21 protein-coding genes are annotated in these 19829 nt (G+C 73.3%); 12 read left to right on the forward strand and 9 right to left on the reverse strand.

Going from position 1 to position 19829, the window contains the following annotated elements; translation table 11 throughout:
- Nucleotides 1–85 precede the first annotated feature (85 nt).
- Both PV789_RS29190 and PV789_RS29195 read right to left on the reverse strand, forming a co-directional pair.
- A complete protein-coding gene (locus PV789_RS29190) occupies nt 86–658 on the reverse strand; it encodes a hypothetical protein (protein WP_274975504.1) in 573 nt (190 codons plus the stop codon).
- A 240-nt stretch (nt 659–898) separates the two neighbouring features.
- Nucleotides 899–2014 carry an LPXTG cell wall anchor domain-containing protein gene (locus PV789_RS29195; RefSeq protein ID WP_274975505.1) on the reverse strand — a complete coding sequence of 372 codons (1116 nt, stop codon included), beginning with the start codon at nt 2012–2014 and terminating at the stop codon, nt 899–901.
- A 473-nt stretch (nt 2015–2487) separates the two neighbouring features.
- Here PV789_RS29195 and PV789_RS29200 point away from each other — a divergent pair, with 473 nt between their 5' ends.
- Nucleotides 2488–3744 carry an FAD-binding protein gene (locus PV789_RS29200; protein WP_274975506.1) on the forward strand — a complete coding sequence of 419 codons (1257 nt, stop codon included), beginning with the start codon at nt 2488–2490 and terminating at the stop codon, nt 3742–3744.
- A gap of 66 nt (nt 3745–3810) precedes the next feature.
- Here PV789_RS29200 and PV789_RS29205 read toward each other — a convergent pair whose 3' ends face one another.
- The 3 genes from PV789_RS29205 to PV789_RS29215 form a co-directional block, all read right to left on the reverse strand.
- Nucleotides 3811–5514, reverse strand: coding sequence for a choice-of-anchor I family protein (locus tag PV789_RS29205; protein ID WP_274975507.1), 1704 nt, complete (start codon nt 5512–5514; stop codon nt 3811–3813).
- Nucleotides 5515–5958: 444 nt separating this feature from the next.
- Entirely contained in the window at nt 5959–6372 is a 414-nt protein-coding gene (locus PV789_RS29210) for a hypothetical protein (protein WP_274975508.1), read from the reverse strand.
- A 429-nt stretch (nt 6373–6801) separates the two neighbouring features.
- Nucleotides 6802–7560: a protein phosphatase 2C domain-containing protein gene (locus PV789_RS29215; protein WP_274975509.1), complete on the reverse strand. Its 759-nt coding sequence runs from the start codon at nt 7558–7560 to the stop codon at nt 6802–6804.
- Nucleotides 7561–7974: 414 nt separating this feature from the next.
- On the opposite strand from PV789_RS29215, the gene PV789_RS29220 reads away from it, so the two are divergent.
- The gene (locus PV789_RS29220; protein WP_274975510.1) at nt 7975–9519 is read left to right on the forward strand and encodes a stealth family protein; all 1545 of its coding nucleotides are present in this window, start codon (nt 7975–7977) and stop codon (nt 9517–9519) included.
- Between the two features lie 39 nt (nt 9520–9558).
- Here the strand turns inward: PV789_RS29220 and PV789_RS29225 are convergent, their stop codons facing one another.
- Nucleotides 9559–10296, reverse strand: coding sequence for a L,D-transpeptidase family protein (locus PV789_RS29225; RefSeq protein ID WP_274975511.1), 738 nt, complete (start codon nt 10294–10296; stop codon nt 9559–9561).
- A 152-nt stretch (nt 10297–10448) separates the two neighbouring features.
- Entirely contained in the window at nt 10449–11423 is a 975-nt protein-coding gene (locus PV789_RS29230; protein ID WP_274975512.1) for an ACT domain-containing protein, read from the reverse strand.
- A 365-nt stretch (nt 11424–11788) separates the two neighbouring features.
- Here PV789_RS29230 and PV789_RS29235 point away from each other — a divergent pair, with 365 nt between their 5' ends.
- On the forward strand, nt 11789–12205 hold the full coding sequence (locus tag PV789_RS29235) for a hypothetical protein (RefSeq protein ID WP_274975513.1): 417 nt from the start codon (nt 11789–11791) through the stop codon (nt 12203–12205).
- Between the two features lie 17 nt (nt 12206–12222).
- Here PV789_RS29235 and PV789_RS29240 read toward each other — a convergent pair whose 3' ends face one another.
- Together PV789_RS29240 and PV789_RS29245 are read right to left on the reverse strand one after the other, a co-directional pair.
- A complete protein-coding gene (locus PV789_RS29240) occupies nt 12223–12780 on the reverse strand; it encodes a hypothetical protein (RefSeq protein ID WP_274975514.1) in 558 nt (185 codons plus the stop codon).
- Nucleotides 12771–13319: an RNA polymerase sigma factor gene (locus PV789_RS29245; protein ID WP_212644222.1), complete on the reverse strand. Its 549-nt coding sequence runs from the start codon at nt 13317–13319 to the stop codon at nt 12771–12773. Before PV789_RS29245 ends, PV789_RS29240 begins: the two co-directional genes overlap by 10 nt.
- Before the next feature lie 209 nt (nt 13320–13528).
- On the opposite strand from PV789_RS29245, the gene PV789_RS29250 reads away from it, so the two are divergent.
- From PV789_RS29250 to PV789_RS29290, 9 genes are all read left to right on the forward strand, one after another.
- On the forward strand, nt 13529–13720 hold the full coding sequence (locus PV789_RS29250) for a hypothetical protein (protein WP_274975515.1): 192 nt from the start codon (nt 13529–13531) through the stop codon (nt 13718–13720).
- 173 nt (nt 13721–13893) lie between these two features.
- Nucleotides 13894–14397 carry an Asp23/Gls24 family envelope stress response protein gene (locus PV789_RS29255; protein WP_274975516.1) on the forward strand — a complete coding sequence of 168 codons (504 nt, stop codon included), beginning with the start codon at nt 13894–13896 and terminating at the stop codon, nt 14395–14397.
- 54 nt (nt 14398–14451) lie between these two features.
- A complete protein-coding gene (locus PV789_RS29260; RefSeq protein ID WP_019609456.1) occupies nt 14452–14637 on the forward strand; it encodes a hypothetical protein in 186 nt (61 codons plus the stop codon).
- A complete protein-coding gene (locus PV789_RS29265; protein ID WP_274975517.1) occupies nt 14634–15116 on the forward strand; it encodes an Asp23/Gls24 family envelope stress response protein in 483 nt (160 codons plus the stop codon). Before PV789_RS29260 ends, PV789_RS29265 begins: the two co-directional genes overlap by 4 nt.
- 19 nt (nt 15117–15135) lie before the next feature.
- On the forward strand, nt 15136–15765 hold the full coding sequence (locus PV789_RS29270; RefSeq protein WP_274975518.1) for a DUF6286 domain-containing protein: 630 nt from the start codon (nt 15136–15138) through the stop codon (nt 15763–15765).
- Nucleotides 15766–15767: 2 nt separating this feature from the next.
- Nucleotides 15768–16592, forward strand: coding sequence for a hypothetical protein (locus tag PV789_RS29275; RefSeq protein WP_274975519.1), 825 nt, complete (start codon nt 15768–15770; stop codon nt 16590–16592).
- A gap of 487 nt (nt 16593–17079) precedes the next feature.
- Entirely contained in the window at nt 17080–17880 is an 801-nt protein-coding gene (locus tag PV789_RS29280; RefSeq protein ID WP_274975520.1) for an ABC transporter permease, read from the forward strand.
- Complete coding sequence (locus tag PV789_RS29285; RefSeq protein WP_274975521.1) at nt 17873–18709, forward strand: ABC transporter permease; 837 nt, start codon at nt 17873–17875, stop codon at nt 18707–18709. The genes PV789_RS29280 and PV789_RS29285 overlap by 8 nt, the downstream gene beginning before the upstream one ends.
- 2 nt (nt 18710–18711) lie before the next feature.
- Nucleotides 18712–19713 (forward strand): ABC transporter ATP-binding protein, encoded by a 1002-nt coding sequence (locus tag PV789_RS29290; protein ID WP_274975522.1) that lies wholly within the window; start codon nt 18712–18714, stop codon nt 19711–19713.
- Nucleotides 19714–19829: the final 116 nt, after the last annotated feature.

The following is a 19829-nucleotide window of genomic DNA, read 5'->3' on the forward strand; positions in this document are numbered from 1 at the left end:
ATGACGGAGAAGAGAAGCGATACGCCGATATCGCCGGGACGCACGCGCGGCCCGGCCCGCCAGGGCCGGGCCGCACCGGGCCGGATCAGGCCGGGGTGATCTCGGAAACGGTGGACGCGCCCAGGTCCGGGTTGACGCAGACGCGGTCGTTCCCGTCCGTGGGCACGTAGGCGGAGCCCTCGTCGTTCTGGAGGAACAGGTGGGCCCCGGCCACCTCGGTGGGGTTGCACTCCTCGGGGTCGTAGACCTCCGGGTTGGGGCGGGACACGGTCACCGCGGCCGCGTCGCCCGGGTACAGCGCGAAGACGCTGCCGTCCTGCCCCTCGGTCTCCGCTTCGGCCCCGATGAGGTTGCCGTCGGGCTGGCCCCAGTACATGTTCGCGAGGGAGGGGTACATGGTGCACGCCACGTCGTCCTCGGGGCTGAGCGGTTCCTGCTTGACCAGCTCGAACTCGATGTGGACGGTACCGGCCGCGCCCTCGCGCGCCGTCTCGGCCACCTCGAAGTCCGCCGCAGTGCAGTCGCGGACGCTCATGGCGCCCGCACCGGAGTCGGCGGTTCCGGCGACCGCGGGCGCGGACGCGAGCAGGAGTGCGGGCAGCGACACCGCGCCCAGGGCTACGGCTCTGACCGGACCAATGCGAAACGCGCTCGTCATGGCGAACATCCCCTCATCCCGTGTTGGTGTTCCTTCTGTCGGCGTCGGTCCATGACCGACTGGTCATGGTGTGACGCCGATCCCCCCTGTGTCGTTCTCTCCCGAAACCGATTTAAACAACGTTTACCGATGCGATGCCGAGCGAATCGCCCGGCTCCTCGGAGAGACCTGGCCACACGGCGCGGCACCCGGGGATTCTGGTCCCCGGGTGCCGCGTCGGGTTCGGGCAGCCGCCCCCGGTCAGGCCTCGCCGGCCTCCCCGACGGTCGCGGAGGCGTTCCTCCTGCGGCGCGTCACGTAGACGGCGGCTCCGCCTCCGGCAGCGATCGCGGCACCGGCGGCGATCAGACCCGCGACCGGGCTCCCGGTCTGCGCCAGAGGACCGCCGGAGCCGTTCGCCGCTCCCGCCTCGGAGGGGTCGCGGCCATCGGCTTCGTCCACGTCACCGGCGGCGCCGTCGTCACCGTCCTGGCCGTTTCCGTCCTCGGTGCCCTCGTCCCCGCCGCCGCTTCCGTCCTCGCCGTCACCGGGCGCCTCGGAGCCGGGGTCCTCGCCGCCGGGCTCCTCGTCGGGGCCCTCGGAGCCGGGGTCCTCTCCGCCGTCACCGGGCCCCTCGCCGCCGTCACCGGGCTCCTCCGGAGCAGCGGGCTCGGTGTCCGAGGCCACGATGGTCTCGCCGACCCCGTAGGAGACGCTGAACCCCTCGTCGGGGAAGGTCACGACCATGTCCAGGGTCTGGACTCCACCCCACAGCTCGACCCTTCCCAGGTCGGAGTCCCTGAGCGTGTCGCTCCAGGGAGCCTCGTCGACGGAGAGGGAGATCTCGGCGCCGAGTTCGTTCACCTCGACGGACTCGGTGCCCGGCTCGTGGGAGAACTCCCTGTCACCGGCCCAGTTCTGGACGGCCTCGATCTGGGTGCCGGTGAAGGACGCCCGGAGGAGCGGTTCGTCGGAACCCCCCTCGGGGTTCGCGAGACCGGGCTGGGAGACCCCGCCCTCGGCCGCAGCCCGCATGGCCTCGACATCGGCCTCCGTCAGCTCGATCCGGAGTTCGTCGAAACTCACGAGGGAGCGGATCTGGTCCCTGTCCACGTCCGACAGGACGGAGGTGCGGGAGAGGGCGAAGACCTCGCCGCCGAAGGCGTCCAGGTACCGGTTGGTGCCGTGGAAGTCGGCCATCCTCGGGTGGAACGCGGTGATGTCGGCCTCGCCCGCGACGTTCGCGTGCGCGTAGCCGATCTCTCCGTTCTCGGCGTGGGCGGGAACCGCCGCCGCGATGCCGAGCGCGCCGAATGCCGCGAATGCGACGCCTCCCTGCAGCGCGCGACGTGCGGGGACGGGGGAAAAGAATGTCAAGAGAATCCTCGTTCGGATCAATCCGGCCCGCTTTTCTCGGACCGGCCATGGGGGATCGCGGACGCGCTGTGCCCTCGACCGGTGGGGAGGGGAGAGCGCCGTCCGGGGCCGCGGGGCGGGCCCGGCGGAGGCGGGTGCGGAACTCCGCCGTCGAGAAACAATCCTAATGCCGAATTCTCCTCGGAGAGACGAACCGCGACAACGAAATCATAACCGGACAGCCATTCCGCCCCAGACGGCATCCTTTTCTTTCGGAAATCGTTAAAGGAAAACTGCCAACCTTACGGCGTTTGGAACGTCGTACCAGGTGTCCGGACGCACACGGGGACTCCCGGCGCGGACGACCGGTCGCCAGCGTCGTCCCGGACGAACCGCGAGGAGGGCCGCCCGGCTATCCTCCGGGAAGCCGCCTGCCGTGGCGGCGCCCGGGAAGCCGGGGCCGTACGCCGCTCGTCCCACCCACGGAGCGCACCATGCCAGCACCGCACACGCGGACCACCAACTGGGCGGGCAACGTGACCTTCGCCAGCCCGCGGGTCCACCGGCCCCGGACGCTGGACGAACTGCGCCGCGTCGTCCGCGACAGCGCACGGATCCGCGCCCTGGGCAGCGGCCACTCCTTCAACCTCGTCGCCGACTCCGACGCCGACCTGGTGCGCCTGGACGGGCTGCCCCCGGAGGCGGAGATCGACGCCGGGGGCCGGACCGTCACCGTCACCGCCGGTACCCGCTACGCCGAACTGGTCACCGCGCTGCACGGGCGGGGGTTCGCGCTGGCGAACCTGGCCTCGCTGCCGCACATCTCCGTCGCGGGCTCGTGCGCGACCGGCACCCACGGGTCCGGGGACGGCCAGCGCTGCCTGTCCGCCGCCGTGCGCGCGGTGCAGCTCCTGGGCCCCGACGGCGACCTGGCCTGGCTGAGCCGCGACGCGGACCCGGAGGTCTTCCCCGGCGCGGTGGTCGCGCTGGGCGCGCTCGGCGTCGTCACCCGGCTCTCCCTGGAGATCGAACCGGCGTTCACGGTGGCCCAGCGGGTCCGCGTCGGGGTGGCCCTGGACGAGGTGGCCGACCGCGTCGACGACGTGTTCGGCGCGGCCTACAGCGTCAGCCTGTTCACCGACTGGCTCGGGGAGGGTTCCGTGTGGCTCAAGCACCGCACCGACCGCCCCGAGGGCGCCTGGCGGGGCGGTCGGCCCGCTTCCGGCCCGGTGCACCCCGTCCCGGGGATGCCTCCGGAACCCAGCACCGAGCAGATGGGGGTCGTCGGCCCCTGGCACGAGCGGCTCCCGCACTTTCGCCCCGAACTGGAGCCGAGCGCGGGCAAAGAGCTGCAGTCCGAGTTCTACGTGCCGCGCGAGGCCGCGGGCGCCGCGTTCGCGGCCCTGCGAGGGATCGGGCACCTGCTGGCCCCGGCGCTGTACGTCGCGGAGGTGCGCACGGTCCGCGCGGACGACCTGTGGCTGAGCCCCGCCCACGGCCGGGACTGCGTCACCTTCCACTTCACGTGGCTGCCGGACCCGCGGGCCGTGGCGCCGGTCCTGGCGGCCGTGGAGGAGCGCCTCCTACCGCTGGGCGCCCGCCCGCACTGGGGCAAGCTGACCGCGATGGACCCGGCCGACATCACCGCCCGGTACGGGCGCGCGGCGGACTTCGCACGCCTCACGCGCGCGCTCGACCCGGACGGCAAGTTCCGCAACGCGTTCACCGACGCGCTCTTCCCCCGCGGGTGAGACGGGTCCGGGGACGCCGGGCCGCCTCGCCGGGCCCCCGCGAGGCGGCCCGGCGGCGGAGCGCGGTCAGGCCGGGTCGACCCGGTACAGGGTGGTCGAGCCGGACACCTCGTTGGCCACGGCCAGCACGGGCACGCCCCGGATCGGCGAGTCCGAGGCGCTGATGAAGGCTAGGCCCTCCGCGCCCAGGTCGCCCGCCTCGCCGGTGCCGGGCTCGGCGGTGAAGTCGCGGTTGTTGAGGTACTGCACGAAGGACGCCTCCCGGGGGTCGGTGACGTCGTAGACCATCACGCCGCTCACCCGCTCCAGTCCCACGAACGCGTAGGTGCGGCCCGCCACCTCGCCGAGCACGACGCCCTCGGGCTCGGGACCCTTGTCGTCGCTGCGGTTGTCGAAGGCGTTCTCCGCGTGATCGGAGTTGAAGGACTCCGGCTCGGCCTCGGCGGTGATCCGCTCGAAGTCCGAACCCGAGTCGAAGAGCAGTTCGCCCCCGGCGGTGAAGATCGAGAACGAGCGTCCGCCGAACGCGTACACGTCCTCGTAGCAGCTGCCGTCCTCGCGCAGGCCCTCGGCGGCGGTGACCGTCAGCCTGCCCATGTTGGCCTCGTCGAGCAGTTCCCCTGTGCTGTCGACGCCCAGGTCGTTGTCGGCCAGGAACTCCCGGAGGCGCGGGGAGTCCTCGCACAGCGGGGTCTCCCCGGCCAGGTCGGCCAGGCGCGTCTCCTCGGAGTAGCCGTCCCAGTCGCGGGTGTCGCCCTCGTTCGCGGTGACCAGCAGGGTCTGGCCGCGCCAGCGGTAGGTGTCGAACCCGTCGGGCTGGTACATGCCGTACACCGGCCAGTTGGCGATGCGGATGCCGTCGTCCCGGTTCGACACGTCCAGCTCGTTGCCGGGCTCCATGTGGTCCTTGAGGCCCAGGGGCACGATGTCAGTGAACTCGGCGGTGCGCAGGTCCAGCAGCGCGACGGCGTTGGCCTCCTGGAGCACCACCTGGGCGCTGTGGGCGGTGTCCGCGGAGATGTACTCCGGTTCCAGGTTGCGCGCCACCCGGCCCGGGGTGCCCGGTTCGCCGGTGGACAGGTCCGGCCCGAACACCCGCACCCCCGAGGGCAGCTCCCGCTCGCCGTCCCAGGCGCGGAAGTCGGCGGTGCGGACGTCGTCCTGGGTGACGGCGGCGGGCCTGCGGTTCACGCGGATGACGCTCACCGAGCCCTCGGGGTCGGCCGAGTAGTCGTCGGCGGGCTCCCCCTCGTTGGCCACCAGCAGCAGCCTGCCCTCGGGCGTGAAGGCGGCCATGTCCGGCAGGGCGCCGACCCGGACCGCGTTGAGCGCGGTGCCGTCGGTGTCGTAGAAGACCACCCAGCCGTCGTCGGTGCGGTCGGGGGCCTCCACCGCCACGGCCACGGTGTCGCCGTGGACCGCCACGGAGTTGGCGACCGCGCCCTCTGGCACCACCGAGCCGTCGGCCGCCTCGACCCCGGGCGTGCGCAGGTCGGACAGCTTGGCGGGGGCCGCGGGGTCGGAGACGTCGAGGACCTCCACCGTGGCGGCCAGGGCGTTGACCACGTACAGGCGCTGGGTGCGCGGGTCGTGGGCGACGATCTCCGCCGCCGCCTCGTCGAAGGAGCCGGTGCGGTAGCTGCCGAGGACGGACAGTTCGACGCCGTCGCGCCCGCCCTCGCGGGGCTCCTGCCGCTCCGCGTGTGCGGGGGCCGCCGTACCGGTCAGGGCGACGGCGAGGGACACCGCGGCCGCCGTGGTCTTGCGCATACGTGCTTCCTGGGGGCTCCGGGGGAATGGACGCGGTCACGCCCGCGCCGAAGCCAACCAGGGGCGGACGAGATCGGGCTGAACGCCCGGTGGCGCGGGGGTGAAGGCGGGTGGCGACCGGTCCGAGGCGGCGGGGCCCGATGGGAGGGGGCCTCGGCTTCGGGCACGGGCGGCCCGTGGTCGGACGGAGAACCGGGCGCTCGCGTACCAGCGCCGTGACGGCGGCCGTCCTCCGGCGACCCTACCGGTCGCGGGAATGTGCTTTACGCCGTCCTACCTGTGGAAATTCCGCGCGCATGGTGCCAAACCGGTGCATTGACACACCGGCGCACCGGAGAAACCCGCGGGAAAACCGCCGCGGACACGTCTCCGAACGGCACGGTAAAAGGGGGCGGCGCGCCGCGGGGTCACCGGGAAAAGCCAGGGGGAAAGCCCCGGGGGAACTCAGTGACCGGCCGACCGGAGCCTGTGCCAGGCGGTCGTCCAGCGCTGGCGCTCAGCGGCGTCCTCACCGGCGCATGCGGTCACGAAGGCCATCAGGAACACGTACCGGGGCAGCTGCGTCCCCTCCAGCACGTCGCGGAAGGTGGTCGCCCGCACCGCTCCCCCGCACAGGTACTCCAGCTCCAGGTAGGACCAGTCGCCCGCCCAGACCAGGTAGCGGCGCATGACCAGCAGGAACTCCGCGGGCGTCTTGGCGTCCAGGGGGTTGGGGCGGCCCTCGTAGCCGTCCAGGGCACGGACGGTCGGGTGGCGCTCGACGGCGGAGCTGGGGGTGGTGAGGACCCGGTCGAGCCAGCTGGTGCGACCGAGGGACCGGTTCGGTCCGGTGGGTTCGAGGACGCCCGTGGTGGTCACACCTTCTCCTTTTCACCGGTCGAAATCGACGCCATGGGAGGGTTCTCTCGTACGCGCCGCGCCTGTTCGGCGCGCACGCGAGCGGGGGGATGGAGAGAACGGCGAAGGCCGGATACCAGCTGTTGTGGGGAGAACTCCGGCGCTTCGGTTACGGAGAAACCTACCGGATGAACACGGAACGCGAAAGCGCCTGGCGGCACGGTTTCGGAGAGGCGTTGGTCTCCCCCGCGTGTGACGTCGCCGCCGTCGATCCCACTGTTGTGTGCTTTTACCGCAAAGGACAACAAAGGTCATCTGGAGCACCGGGCAAAACGTCCCCCATGGCGGTAGTGCCCGAAACGCGACCACCTGGGACGTCAGGGGGCGGGCTCCCGGGCCCACCAGATTAGTTTGTCCGAATATGAGTTTTGAGCGTGACCATAACTAGGGTCACGGTGTCCACTCCAGCACGGTGGCGTCGTCGCTCCCCTTGCCGCGCGGATGACGGAGCCGTTCGGGGTCGGCGGCCTCCAGTTCGCGCACCCGGCCCAGCAGGGCGCGCGGTCCCCGGTCCGAAACCAGGGAGAACGCCTGGTCCCAATCCAGGTCCCCGAAGAGGTCCACCACCCGGCTCGCCCCGTCGGTCATGGCGGTGAAGCGCCCGAGGGGCAGGGTTCCGGTCAGCGCCTCCCCGGCCGCCCGCGGGTGGGCTCCCGCCGTCCAGAAACCCCCGGGAACGTTGCGGTACGCGCGGATGGCGTCCCAGCGGCTCCCCCGGCGGGCCAGGTCGGCCCTGAGGTCGTCCAGGCGGGTGTCGGTGAGCACGTGCACCCCGTCCACGCCCTCCACCAGCAGCACGGAGTCGGACAGCACCAGGTACTCCAACGCGTCGGGGCCGACCCGGACCACCACGACCGTGGCGGAGGGGCTCTCCTGGTTGCCCAGGTCGCAGGTGTGCGCGTGCAGGGCGGAGGCCGTCGCGATCGCCTCGGCGAGGGCCTCGCGCAGCGGGAGCCCCGCGTCGGCCCCGGCCAGCAGCAGCGCGCCGAGCCGCCGGGTGTACCAGGCCACCCCGTGGGAGCAGCCCGTCTCCAGGTCCCGGGGCGCGCTCGCCCCGTCCAAAAGGACCGCGCTGGTCGCGGTCGCCGCGGCGAAGTCCTCGTTGGGCCTGCCGGGTGCACCCGGCTCCGTGGCGACGCGGAAGGGCATTTCCGGGATCTCCCGTTCACGGACGGCACGTCTGTCGTGGGCACCGCGGCCCCGCCCCGGAGGCACGATGGCCACGCACTACCTACCCCGGAAAGTTACACCCATGGAAAGCACGGCTTTCGGGTAGATGAACGATTCAGTACTTTTCCGGAGACGGCCGACATCGCACGGCCCGACTCCGGCAAGGACACGAGCAGGAGAAGCACCCCCCGCGACGAAAGCGGGGACCCGCACCCGCAAGGACCAGAACAGGAACCAGAAGATGACAACGGGATGGATCACCCCATGTGGAATACTCCCTACTATTTTCGGAGAGCCAGGCGAATACTCAGGAGAATGGTTCCGGTCCCGGTCAGGAAGGTGCTCTTCCTTCCCGTCTCATGGAGGCACCGCAGGAGGGACCCGGGACTCACCGTGTCGACCTACCGGCGCGAACCCGTGCTCGCACGGCGCTGGTCCGGCCCCTTCGACACCGAGGACTTCGTCGCCCGGCGGACGAACCGCTTCGCCGACCTCCTGCGTGAACAGGGGATCGACTACTTCCTCTCCCGGTCCAACGGCGTGTACCACCGCTCGGTCGCCGTGTCCGAGGAGGACAGGGCCGAGGTCCTCGCGGTCCTCGCCTCCCGCTGCAGCCTCCGCGGCACGTACGTGAGGACTCCGGCCGGGTACCGGCCCCTGTCCCCCTTCCGACTGCGCCGGCTCCGCCGCGCTCCGGTGATCCGGCTCGGGGAGCACGTCGTCGGCGGCCGGGGCCCCGCGGTCGTCGGCCCCGCCCACGGCTTCACCGTGGAGTTCTGGCAGGAGGGCGAGCGGTTCCTGGCCTCCCCCGACCACGAGGAGAGGCTGGACCGGCTCCGGGTCGTGGCGCCCGAACACGTCCTGCGGAAGTCGCTCATCGCCCCGCAGCCCAACCCGGTGAGCGAGGTGATCCCCGGCAGGGGCCGGGAGTCCGCCGAGGTCAGGGTCGGCGACCGGACCCATCCCACCCTGGACGCCTTCACCTGGGAACTGGCCACCGACCTCACCTTCCCGATCGACGCCGTCTACACCTGGGTCGACGGGGCCGACGAGGCCTGGCGCGCCAGGCGCGACGCCCACCTCGGGACGAACGCCCCGGCCAACCCGGACTCCGCCTCCGACTCCCGCTACACCAGCCGGCACGAACTCCTCTACTCCCTGCGTTCGCTGGAGATGTTCGCCCCCTTCGTGCGCAACGTCTACATCGTCACCGACGGCCAGACGCCGCCGTGGCTGGACACGGGCCATCCACGGGTACGGGTGGTGGACCACACGGAGGTCTTCGCCGACCCGTCGGTCCTGCCGGTGTTCAACTCGCACGCCATCGAGTCGCAGCTGCACCGCGTCGAGGGCCTGGCCGAGCACTACCTGTACCTCAACGACGACGTGTTCTTCGGCCGGCCCGTGCCCCCCTCCCTCTTCTTCCACCCCAACGGGCTCGTGAAGCTGAACCCCTCCCCCTACCGCTTCGGCCTGGGCGAGGTCAGCGAGGAGGACCAGCCCGTGGACGCCGCCGCCAAGCGCAACGGCGCGCTGCTGGAGAGGCACTTCGGCAAGGTGCCCGTGTCCAAGTTCAAGCACACGCCCATCCCGCAGCGCCGGTCGGTGGTCCGGGAACTGGAGGAGAGGTTCCCCGAGATCTTCGCGCGGACGGCGGCGTCGCGGTTCCGGCACCCGGACGACCACTCCGTGCCCTCGTCCCTGCACCACTACTACGCGCTGTTCACGGGCAGGGCGGTGATGGGCGGGCTGCGCTACACCTACCTCAACCTGGCCGACCCGGACGCGGTGCGGCACCGGACCAAGGCGCTGCTGGCCCAGCGCGACTTCGACACCTTCTGCGTGAACGACACCGCGGAACCGGACGAGGCGGCCGAGAGGCACGTCGAGGAGTTCCTCGGCGACTACTTCCCCTTCAGAAGCAGTTTCGAGAGGTGAGGGGCGGGGCGGTCCGGCCGCGGCCGGACCGCCCCCGGGTCAGCGCACCAGCACGGTGGTGTGCACGTCGATGTTGCCGCTCTCCCAGAGCCAGTCCATCGCGGCCAGGCTCACCCGGGCGCATCCGTGGGAGGCGGGCTGGGCCGGGACGACCGGGTACCCGTGCACGGCGATGCCGCCGTTGAAGTACTTCGGTCTGTAGAGCGCGCCGTAGGGACCGGGGTCCCAGGCGTCGACCTCGCGGAAGACGGTGTAGGTGCCGGTCGGGGTGGTGGCGATCCGCTCGGTGCCGTCCGAGGACTCGTAGGGCTGACCGGATCCGGTGGAGGTGTTGAGGACTCGCTCCACCTCGCCGCCGGAGACCACCAGCAGCAGTTGCCGGTCCAGGTCGATCTCCAGCAGGTCGCCGGAGGTGCTCTGGGCCTCGGGGAGCACGCCCTCGGCGAGGGCCGCGCGGGTGGCCGGGCCCACCACGCCGTCGCGGGCGATCCCGGCGGCCTTCTGGAGCGCCACGACGGCCTGCTCGGTGTGGAAGCCGAACTGGCCGTCCACGCCGTCGATCCAGTAGCCCAGTTCGGCGAGGCGCTCCTGGACGGCGCTCACCCCGGCACCGGAGCTGCCCTGGCGCAGTTCCGGTCCGGTGCTGACCGAGGCCGGTGCGGCGTGCGCGGCCGGGGCCGCCACGACGGCCCCCAGGAGCAGGGCGAACGCCGCGGCCACGGCCAGGAGGAGGGTCTGTTTCGGGTGCTGTGTCGGGAGGAATCGGGGGGTTGCCATACGTCCTCCTTACCCATCCGGCGCGCGGTTCTCCCCGCCGCGCGGGACTTGTGGACAACTTCCGTCCTCGTGTGCGTGCGGGCGTGCGCGGACGCGTCGGCGGTTTCCCGGGCCGCGCGTCCGCCGCGACGGCGGGCGGCGCCCGACCGGGTTCAGCGCCCTCCGGGGTCCGGGCTGTGCGAACGCGCGTGCAGGGACGAGGCGACGTGGGCCAGGGCCCGGCACCGGGCGAACTCCACGGCGGTGAAGGGGATGACCTCCCGGCGGACGGTCAGGACACCGCCGTCGGGCGCCGGAAGGGTCATGACCGTGCCGGACAGGTCCTCGCGGGCCGTTCCGGCGGGCGGTTCGGCGGTGTGCTCCACGGCCCGCGCCGAGGCCAGGGACAGCAGCGAGCGCTCCAGCGTGGTCGCCCCGGTGACCAGGGCGCTGACCAGGGCGAGCGTGCGGCTGGTGGTGTCGCTGAGCTCGTGGACGTCGGCGCGGCGCACGGCGGCGTCGCGTCCGCCCGCCTCCCGTACGGCGGTGTACATGTCGCCCTCTCCCACGTGCGCGGGAGCGCTGACGAAGAACTCGTCCACGGCGTCCGCACCCGACGGGTGCACCTGCATGAGCCGGATGTCGATCCCGAGGGCGGCGAACCGCGCGGTGAGCGCGGCCAGGCCGCCGGGCACGTCCGCGACCGTCGCGCGGACGCTCCACAGCAGGTCGTCGGACGGGGCTCCCGCCGGTTCCCCGCCCGCCGGGGAACCGGCGGGAGCCCCGGGCCCGTCCCCGGCGGCCAGTCCGGCCGGGCGGTGGTTCCGGAAGGGTGCGCGGCCATCGGCCGATCCGGTGTTCCCTGGCGTCCCGGCGCCCCCGGGCGCGTTCACCGTCCCTGTGTCCCGGGGCGGCCGGGGAGCGGACGCGGCCTTGTGGCGGCGCCACCGGTGGACCGCGGAGACAGCGAGCAGCAGCAGTCCCACGGTGATCAGGACGCGGACGCCCGCGTCGCTGTGCCCGAGGGAGAGCACCACCAGGTGCGCCGCACCGGCGGCGAGGAGCAGGGTGCCCAGGTCGAGTGCCTCGCGGCCGAAGAAGCCGTGGCGGTGGTCGTCGGTTCCGTGCTGTCCTTCGGAAACGTCCATGGACCGAAGATCCCAGGGCGACGTTGCGCCCGTTCGCCCGTGCGTGAAGGACCGGTAACAACGGAGGGTGACTCCGGCCACTTCCGCGTGCGGTGCGCGTCCCAGCAGCGGACGCGCCCGGAGGCGGGCGCCTCCCGGCCGCACCGGGAAACGGCTGCCGCACCGGCGTTCCCGCGGCCGTGACGCTCTCAGGAAGCCCGCCCGAGCAGCAAGGACGTCGGATGTCCCGGCTCCCCGCACACGGAATGTGCCGTGCCGCACAGCGCTTCTACCGTGAGGTGGAACGGCACCGGTGTGTCCTCCCCATGACGACATCCTCCCGTTGGACGCCTTCCGTCCACAGACGCATGGAGCACACGGAACACATGAACCGCGACGTGACCAGGACCGGACCGCAGAACAGGGCCCGCCATCCGCACCCGCGAACGACGAGCGCCTCCGAGGCGCCGGTGCGCACACTGCGCGCCCGGTCCCCGCTGCCGCTCCTGGTCACCGAGGCCGTCGCCTCCCTGGTGGCCCTCCTGGCGACCGCCGAGATCACCACCGCCCTGGCGGGCAGCCCGCTGCACCACCACGCGTGGATCTGGTTCGACACCCACGGCCACGAGGAGCTCTGGGCGACTCCCGAGACGATGCTCGCGTCCGCGCTGCTCATGTCCATGGGGCTGACCGTGGTCGTGCTCGCGCTCGTTCCCGCGCGCGGTGACTGGCTGGCGCTGTGCGACGACGGCGTCCGCCCCGCCGACGGCGTGCCCGGCCTCCGCCTCGGAGCGGAGGAGTAGGCACACCGGTCACGGCCTCACCTGCCCCGGGCCGGGTCCTCCAGGTCGACGACATCGATGTCCAGGCGGGCGACCGGCAGGCCGAGCCGCTGTTCGGCCAGGGAGCGCATGGCGCGCCGGGCGGCGTCGGCGGCGTCCGGAATGGGGAAGCCGACGGCGACACGCGCCGTGGCCCGGACGGAGAGGCCCTCGCGGGTCTGCTCGACGCGGCAGCGGCCGACCACGACCCCCGGGACGGACTCGACGGAGGTCCGGAGCATGGCCGCCACGGCCGACTCCCGGACCTCGGTACCGCCGGGGCCGGAGCCGCTCAGGACGATCGTCCCCTCGGAGCGGCGCTCGGTGCGCACCACGCGCATGACGTCCGTGAGCAGCCCGGGAGGAGCGGTGACCTCCTCCTCGTCGTCCCGGCGCACCGCTTCGACGAGCGGGCGCAGCTCACCGGTCTCCGCCAGGCAGTGCCGGCAGGAGGACTCGTGCTCGGTGAGCCGACCGGACAGCAGGTCCCTCAGGAGTGCGTCCACCGAGGTTCCGCAGGGCAGTCGGTCGTGGTCGTCGGACGGGTCTACCGCCATGGCTCAAGCGCCTCCACGAGATGGGTACGCGCGCGGTGAATACGTCCACGCACAGCGGTCGGGGTCGTGTCGACGATCTCCGCTATCTCTTCATAGCCCAATCCTTCCATTTCGCGCAGAACCCAGCAGATCCGTTGCGGGGGCGGCAACCCCGACAGCGCTTCGAACAGCGCCTCGCGCAGATCGCCCGCGAGCGTCTCCCCCGCCGGTCCGGGTTCCCGTGCCTCCAACCGTTCGTCGTCCTCCACCGGTTCCACCGGCCTGCGGTCCCGCAGCATGTTCAGGGCGCGCCGTCCCACGATGCGGTTGAGCCAGGCGGGGAAGCTCTGCGGGTCGGCGAGCTCGGGAAGCCTGCGCCACGCGGTGATCAGGGCCTCCTGGGCCGCGTCCCGGGCGTCGGCGGGATCGCGCAGCACACGCAGGGCGATCCGGTAGACGACGTCCTGGTGCCGACGGACGAGGTCCTCGAACGCCCTGTCGTCCCCGTCCTGGGCGCGCTCCACGAGCACGCTCTCCGGAAGTGCGGTTTCCCTGTGCATCGTCGCTGCGGCCACCCCTCCCCGTACACGAGCACAGAGAAACTACCCCAGGTTTCCGCCGAACACGGCAGTCCCGCACCCGCGCCTCCCCCACACTGGGGGTGACACAGGTCACACGAAAACGGCCGTGAGCCTACGGCCCTTCCCCGTGTCCTCCCCTGTGACGGCGCCACGAGGGGTGGCGCCGAGCGAGCGAGGAGAGCACCGCCATGGGAGAGATCAGGTTCAGCCTCAGGAGGACGGCCGCCAGGCGCGCCGCCGAGGCAGCCGTCCTGGCGGGGACTCCGCCCCTGGCCCGCACCCCCGACGCCGCGCCGGAGCACGCCCGGACCGACAGCCGGGACGTGGTCGTCGACGCGGCGGCCCGTTTCACGGCCTCCTCGCGCGACCGAGCGCGATAGAGGCCACAACACCGCCGGAAGAGGAGTCGGCGGCGCCGCCCGGGGGAGACCGACAGTCCAGCTCAGAGCGGCCCCGACGGCCCCGCACGAAGGACCGGTGGACGGGCCCGCCCAAGGCGGGCCGCCCGTTTCCACCCCTGACCGAACACCCGAGAACACAAGGAGAACCGACCATGGCCGCGAAGAGCGCCCAGAGCAGTGAACTCGCCCCCGCCGAGCTGCGCAAGGCGGGCAGCACGGGCAACGTCCCCGTGCGCGCCCAGCACTCCCACGAGCTGAACACCGACACCGGTCGCACCTCGATCGCCGACCACGTGGTCGCCAAGATCGCCGGGATGGCCGCCCGGGAGGTCCGCGGCGTCCACCACATGGGCGGCGGGGCCGGACGCGCCTTCGACGCCGTCCGCGAGCGCATCCCCGGCTCCACCTCCACCAGCACCGCGGCGCGCGGCGTGGCCGTGGAGGTCGGCGAGCGCCAGGCCGCGGTGGACATCAACCTCGTCGTCGAGTACGGCGTCGCGATCCCGGACCTGGCAGCCGTCGTGCGGCGCAACGTCATCTCCGGCGTGGAGCGGATGACCGGCCTGGAGGTCACGGAGGTCAACGTGACCGTGGACGACATCCACCTGCCGGACGAGGAGGAGAACCGTTCCACCGCCGAGCCGAGGGTCAGGTGACGGCGGAGCGGACAGCGGCACACCGGCAGACACGACGTGAGGGAGTGAGGACCCATGTGGTCGATCGTCGGACTCGCCTTCGGGGCGGTCCTCGGCCTCGCGGCCGCCTTCGGGGGCTTCGGAGCCTTCCTCCTGGTCCTGGTCCTGGGAGCCGCGGGCTTCCTGGCGGGCAGGGCCTACGAGGGCGAGGTCGACCTCGCGGAGCTGTTCACGCGCCGTGAGCGCGGTGGTCGCCTGTGAGCGCCGCCGAGGCCTTCCCGGGGAGCCGCGGACCGGCCCCCGGGGAGGACGCCGCGGGGACCGGGTCGGCGGCGGAGGCCGCCGGAACACCCGGGGAGCGTGCGCGGTCCGGCGCCGAGCCGGACCGGCACGCGCCCCGGGTGCCGCCCGAGGAGCGCGGCACCACGGTCGTGTCCGACCGGGCGGTCCGCCGCCTGGCGTGCGCGGCCGCCGCCGAGCACCGGTCCACCCGTCCCCTGGGCGACCGGCTGGGCGGGCTGGTGGGCGAGGGCCGCAGGGCCCGCGCCGAGGTGCGCCGGGGCGGCTCCCGCGTGGGGCTGCGCCTGGAGATCGCCGTCGCCTACCCCTCCCCGCTCGCCCGCACCGCCGAGGAGGTCCGCGCGCACGTGGCCGCCACGGTGGAGGGCCTCACCGGGCTGACCGTCCACAGCACCGACATCGAGATCGTCGAACTCGTACCCGCGCCGCGGGTGCGCTGAGCCATCGGAGGAAGCGGAGATGACTTCCCTCCAGGAGGAGGCGCGGACCCACCGGGTGTCCGCGGACCCGGGCGGCCCCCCGCCCGGGGGTCGGCGCGGGGCCCGGCGGACCGCGGTGAGGGTCTTCCGGCCCCGGCGGTCGCTGCCCGCCGTCGTGGTCGCCGCCTCGGTGGCGGCGGTCTCCGGGCTGGTGCTCGCCGTGATCACCGCGAGCATGGTCGGCGCGCCCGCGCCGTTCCCCGCGGTGGACGGCATGGCCGCCCGCGCCGCCACGGTCCCGTGGGAGGCGCCCGAGACCATGCTGGCCTCGGGGGTCGCCGCCGCCCTGGGCCTGACGCTGCTGACCGCGGCGTCGCTGCCCGGGTACGGCGGCCACCTGGTCCTGCGCACCGACGACCGGGACATGGCCGTGGGCCTGTCCCGGCGGGCGCTGCGCGACATCCTCGCCGTCTCGGCGCGCGGGGTGGACGGCGTCCGCGGAGCGCGGGTGCGGGTGGGCCGCCGCACGGTGCGGGTGCGGGCGCGCACGCACGTACGCGGCGCCCACTGGCTGAGGCGGGACGTGGACGCGGCCGTGTGCCGGAGGCTGGAGGAACTCGTTCCGGTCCGCGCGCCGAGGGTCCGTGTCCGGGTGCGGGAGGAGGCGTGAGCATGGACGGACAGCGATCCGCACCGGAGCCGGACCCGTCCGGCACGGGAGACGCGGGTACAGGCAGCCCGGGCGCGGGCAGCCCGGACACGGGTGGCACCGCCGGGAGCGGTGCCGGCGGGACCGCCCCGGGCACGGCCGACGGGGGCACGGCGGCCTCCGACACGACCGGCGCCGGCACGACACACGCCGACGCACCCTGGGACCACGCTCCGACCCGGTCCACGATCCGGGGCTTCCCCCACCGCCGCAGCAGGAGGACCGCGCGGGGCAACCGGCTCGGGCTGTTCCTCACCGGCCTGGTGCTCCTGGTCGGCGGCGCGGCCGGGCTCGCCGTAGGCGGCGGCCTGTTCGGCGACGGCCCCGCCGCCGCCCCGCTGACCGGCCTCGAACCGGTGGCACGGGTCCTGGCCTGGCCCTGGACACCCCACGCCGCCGCGGCGGTCGCGCTGGTGCTCACCGTGCTGGCCGTGCGCTGGCTCCTGGTCCAGGGCCGCGCGTACCGCCCGCGCAGGCTGCTCGTGGGCGCGGACACGGCGGCGGGGCGGACCGAGGTGTCGCCGTCCGCAGCAGGGGACGCCCTGGTCGCCCAGCTCAGCGCGCACCCGCGCGTGGTGCGCGGCAGGGCGAGGTTCACCGAGTCCGCGCGGGAGCCGCGCCTGTGGCTCGACCTGGTGCTGACCGAGGACGCCGATCCCGTGAAGGTGTGGCACGCCTGCCGGGACGAGGGGGTCGACTCCCTGCGCGAGTCCCTGGAGCTGGAGCGGCTGCCCACCGTCGTGCGCATGTCGGCCTCGGGGCGCAGCGGGGGCAGAGACCTCGCCTGACACGTGCGCCCCACGGGGAAACGGAAGCCGGGACCCCGCCCGGCACCCGTACGCCCCACCGGGCACACGTGAACGAGAACACCGCCCGTCCCGCGCACCCCGCTGAGGGGGCAGCGGGCGCGGACGACCCACCTGCCCCGCACCCCCGCCGGGGGGAGGGGGAGCGAGAACCCCGGCCGGTCCGTGCGTCCCCGTAGAGGGGAGGGGGCGTGACCGGGCGGGCGACGGGGGCGGCGCGGTCCGCCGGTACAAGGGGAGACACCGGCGTGACCCCGCCCCCGTCATCACACCCGCGTTCCGTACGCCCCGCTTCCGCCGCGACCGGAACCTGTGGCGGCCCCGCGTGTGCTATCTTCGCCACTCGCGGCGACCCGGACCTGAGCCCCGTGCGTCAGGGACGTGCCGGACCCCCGTGTCTCCCCGGCCCCCGGTGTCGAGACCGGTAGTTCACCACCTGCACGTCTCGACACACCAGGAGTCCACGCCCGTGCGCGTCTACTTCGCGGTGTACGCCCGAGGGCTGCACCGCTACTCCACCTACCGCGCGGCCACGGTCGCCGGGATCTTCACCAACTCCGTCTTCGGCACGATCAACGCCACCGTCATGCTCGCCCTGTTCGCGGCGCGCCCCGAGATCAACGGCTACGACGCCGGGGACGCCGTCACCCAGGTGTTCGTCAGCCAGGGCCTGATCGGCATGGTCGCCATCATGGGGCCGCCCCTGGAGCTGGGCGAACGGGTGCGCTCGGGCGCCGTGGGCACCGACCTGCTGCGGCCGGTCTCCCTCCAGGGCTGGTGGCTGGCCGAGGACCTGGGCAGGGCCACGTTCAACCTGGTCTTCCGCGGGGTGCCGACGTTCGCGGTCGGGATGGTGCTCTTCGACCTGGTGCTGCCCGGCGACCCGCTCCGCTGGGCCGCCGTCCTGCTGTCCGCCGTGCTGGCCACTCTGGTCTCGTTCGGGCTGCGCTACCTGTACGAGCTGGCCGGGTTCTGGATCCTGGACTCCAGCGGGGTCTGGGCGGTGGCCGGGCTGCTCGGCCCGGTGGCCGCCGGGATGCTGCTGCCGCTCACCCTGTTCCCCCCGGCGCTGGCCGACACCCTGCGGCTGCTGCCGTGGGCGTCGATGGTCCAGATCCCCGCCGAGATCATGCTCGGCAAGGACACCCTGCCGGGCGGCACCGTGCTCGGCGGGCTGGCCCTCCAGGCGTGGTGGGCCGCCGCCCTGTTCGGCCTGGGCGCGTGGGTCACCTCCCGCGCGACCCGCAGGGTGGTGGTCCAGGGTGGCTGACCTGCTCTTCCGCGCCCGCGAGTCCGTGGTCTGGCCGCTGCGCGCCTACGTGCTGCTGGCCTGGACCTGGTGCCGGGCCCTGGCCCAGTACCCGACCTCGCTGGTGCTGATGACCCTGGCGACCTCGATCGGGGTGTTCGCCGAGATCGGCGCCGTCCTGGTGGTGTTCGGCCACGCAGGGCGGCTGGCGGGGTTCGACCTCGCCGAGGGGCTGCTCATCGCCGGGCTGGCCGCGACCGCCTTCGCCTGGGCCGACATGATCCTGGGCAACGTCGAGCGGCTGGGGGAGCACATCCGCACCGGGTCGCTCGACGTGATGCTGGTGCGCCCGGTGCCGCCGCTGGTGCAGATGGCGACCGACCGGTTCGCGCCGCGCCGCCTGGGCCGGATCGTCCCGGGTTCGGTCGTGACCGTCTTCGCCCTGGCCGCGTGCGACATCGACTGGACCCCCGGCAAGGTGCTGATGCTGCCGCTGCTGTCGGTCTCGGGGACCGCGATCTGCTGCGCGGTCTGGGTCATCGGGGCGTGCCTCCAGTTCCTCGTCGCCGACGCCCGGGAGGCGGCCAACTCGGTCACCTACGGCGGGCAGGCCCTCACCGAGTACCCGCTGGCCATCTACGGCCGCGACCTCGTGCGGGCGGTGACCTTCGTGCTGCCGCTCGCCTTCGTCACCTGGCAGCCCGTCCTGTACCTGCTCGACCGCCCCGACCCGACGGGGCTGCCGGACGCCCTGCGCCACGCCACGCCCCTCGTCGCCGCCGTCCTGTGCCTGGTCGCCGCCGCCTGCTGGCGCTTCGGGCTGCGCCACTACCGATCCTCCGGGAGCTGAGCATGACCTCCGTCCGCGAGTCCGACACGTCCGAAGCGTCCGACGCAGAACCGATCATCGAGGCCGTCGGCCTGGGCCGCGACTTCGTCCTGTCCGAGGGGAAGTTCCTGCGGCGCAGGCGGCGCACCGTCAGCGCCGTGCGCGACGTGAACCTCACCGTGCGGCCCGGTGAGATCGTCGGTTACCTGGGCCCCAACGGCGCCGGGAAGAGCAGCACCATGAAGATGCTCACCGGCATCCTCACCCCCTCCTCCGGGCGCCTGCGGGTGACCGGCCTGGAGCCCTCCCGCCAGCGGACGAGACTGGCGAGCCGGATCGGCGTGGTGTTCGGCCAGCGCACCACCCTGTGGTGGGACCTGCCGCTGCGGGACAGCCTGGAGCTGACCCGGCACATGTACCGCGTTCCGGCCGCCGACCACGCCCGCCGCCTGGCCGAGATGACCGAACTCCTCGAACTCGGGCCGTTCCTGGCCACCCCCGTGCGCCAGCTCAGCCTGGGCCAGCGCATGCGCGGCGACCTCACCGCGGCCCTGCTGCACGGCCCCCGGCTGCTGGTGCTGGACGAGCCGACCATCGGCCTGGACGTGGTCAGCAAGTCGAGCATCCGCGAGTTCCTGCTGCGGCTCAACGCCGAGGAGGGCACGACCATCCTGCTGACCACGCACGACCTGGGCGACGTGGAGCGCCTGTGCGAGCGGGTGGTGGTCATCGACCGGGGAAGCCTGGCCTACGACGGCGGTCTGGACGGGCTGCGCGCGAGCGTACCCACACCGCGCGTGCTGGTCGTGGACCTGGCCGAGCCCGCCCCGGACATCGAGGTGGAGGGCGGCCGGTGCGTGCGCGTGGACGGCCCGCGCCAGTGGCTGGAGCTGTCGGAGAACCCGGCGGCGGTGATCGCCCGCGTCGCCCAGCGGCACGAGGTGGTCGACCTGACCCTGCGCGAGCCCGACATCGAGGGCGTGGTGGCCGCGCTGTACCGGGGGACGGCCGTCGGCGGGGTCTGAGGGGTCGGCCGGAGGTGCCGCCGGTGCACCTCCGCGCACCGCTTCTCCGCCAAGGCCCCCGGGCGGTCGGAAAGAGCGCCGGTGCAGGGGACGAAAGCAGGGGCGGGTGCGCCCGT

Origin of the sequence: Nocardiopsis camelliae, assembly GCF_028993595.1 — a bacterium.
Classification (GTDB): domain Bacteria; phylum Actinomycetota; class Actinomycetes; order Streptosporangiales; family Streptosporangiaceae; genus Nocardiopsis; species Nocardiopsis dassonvillei.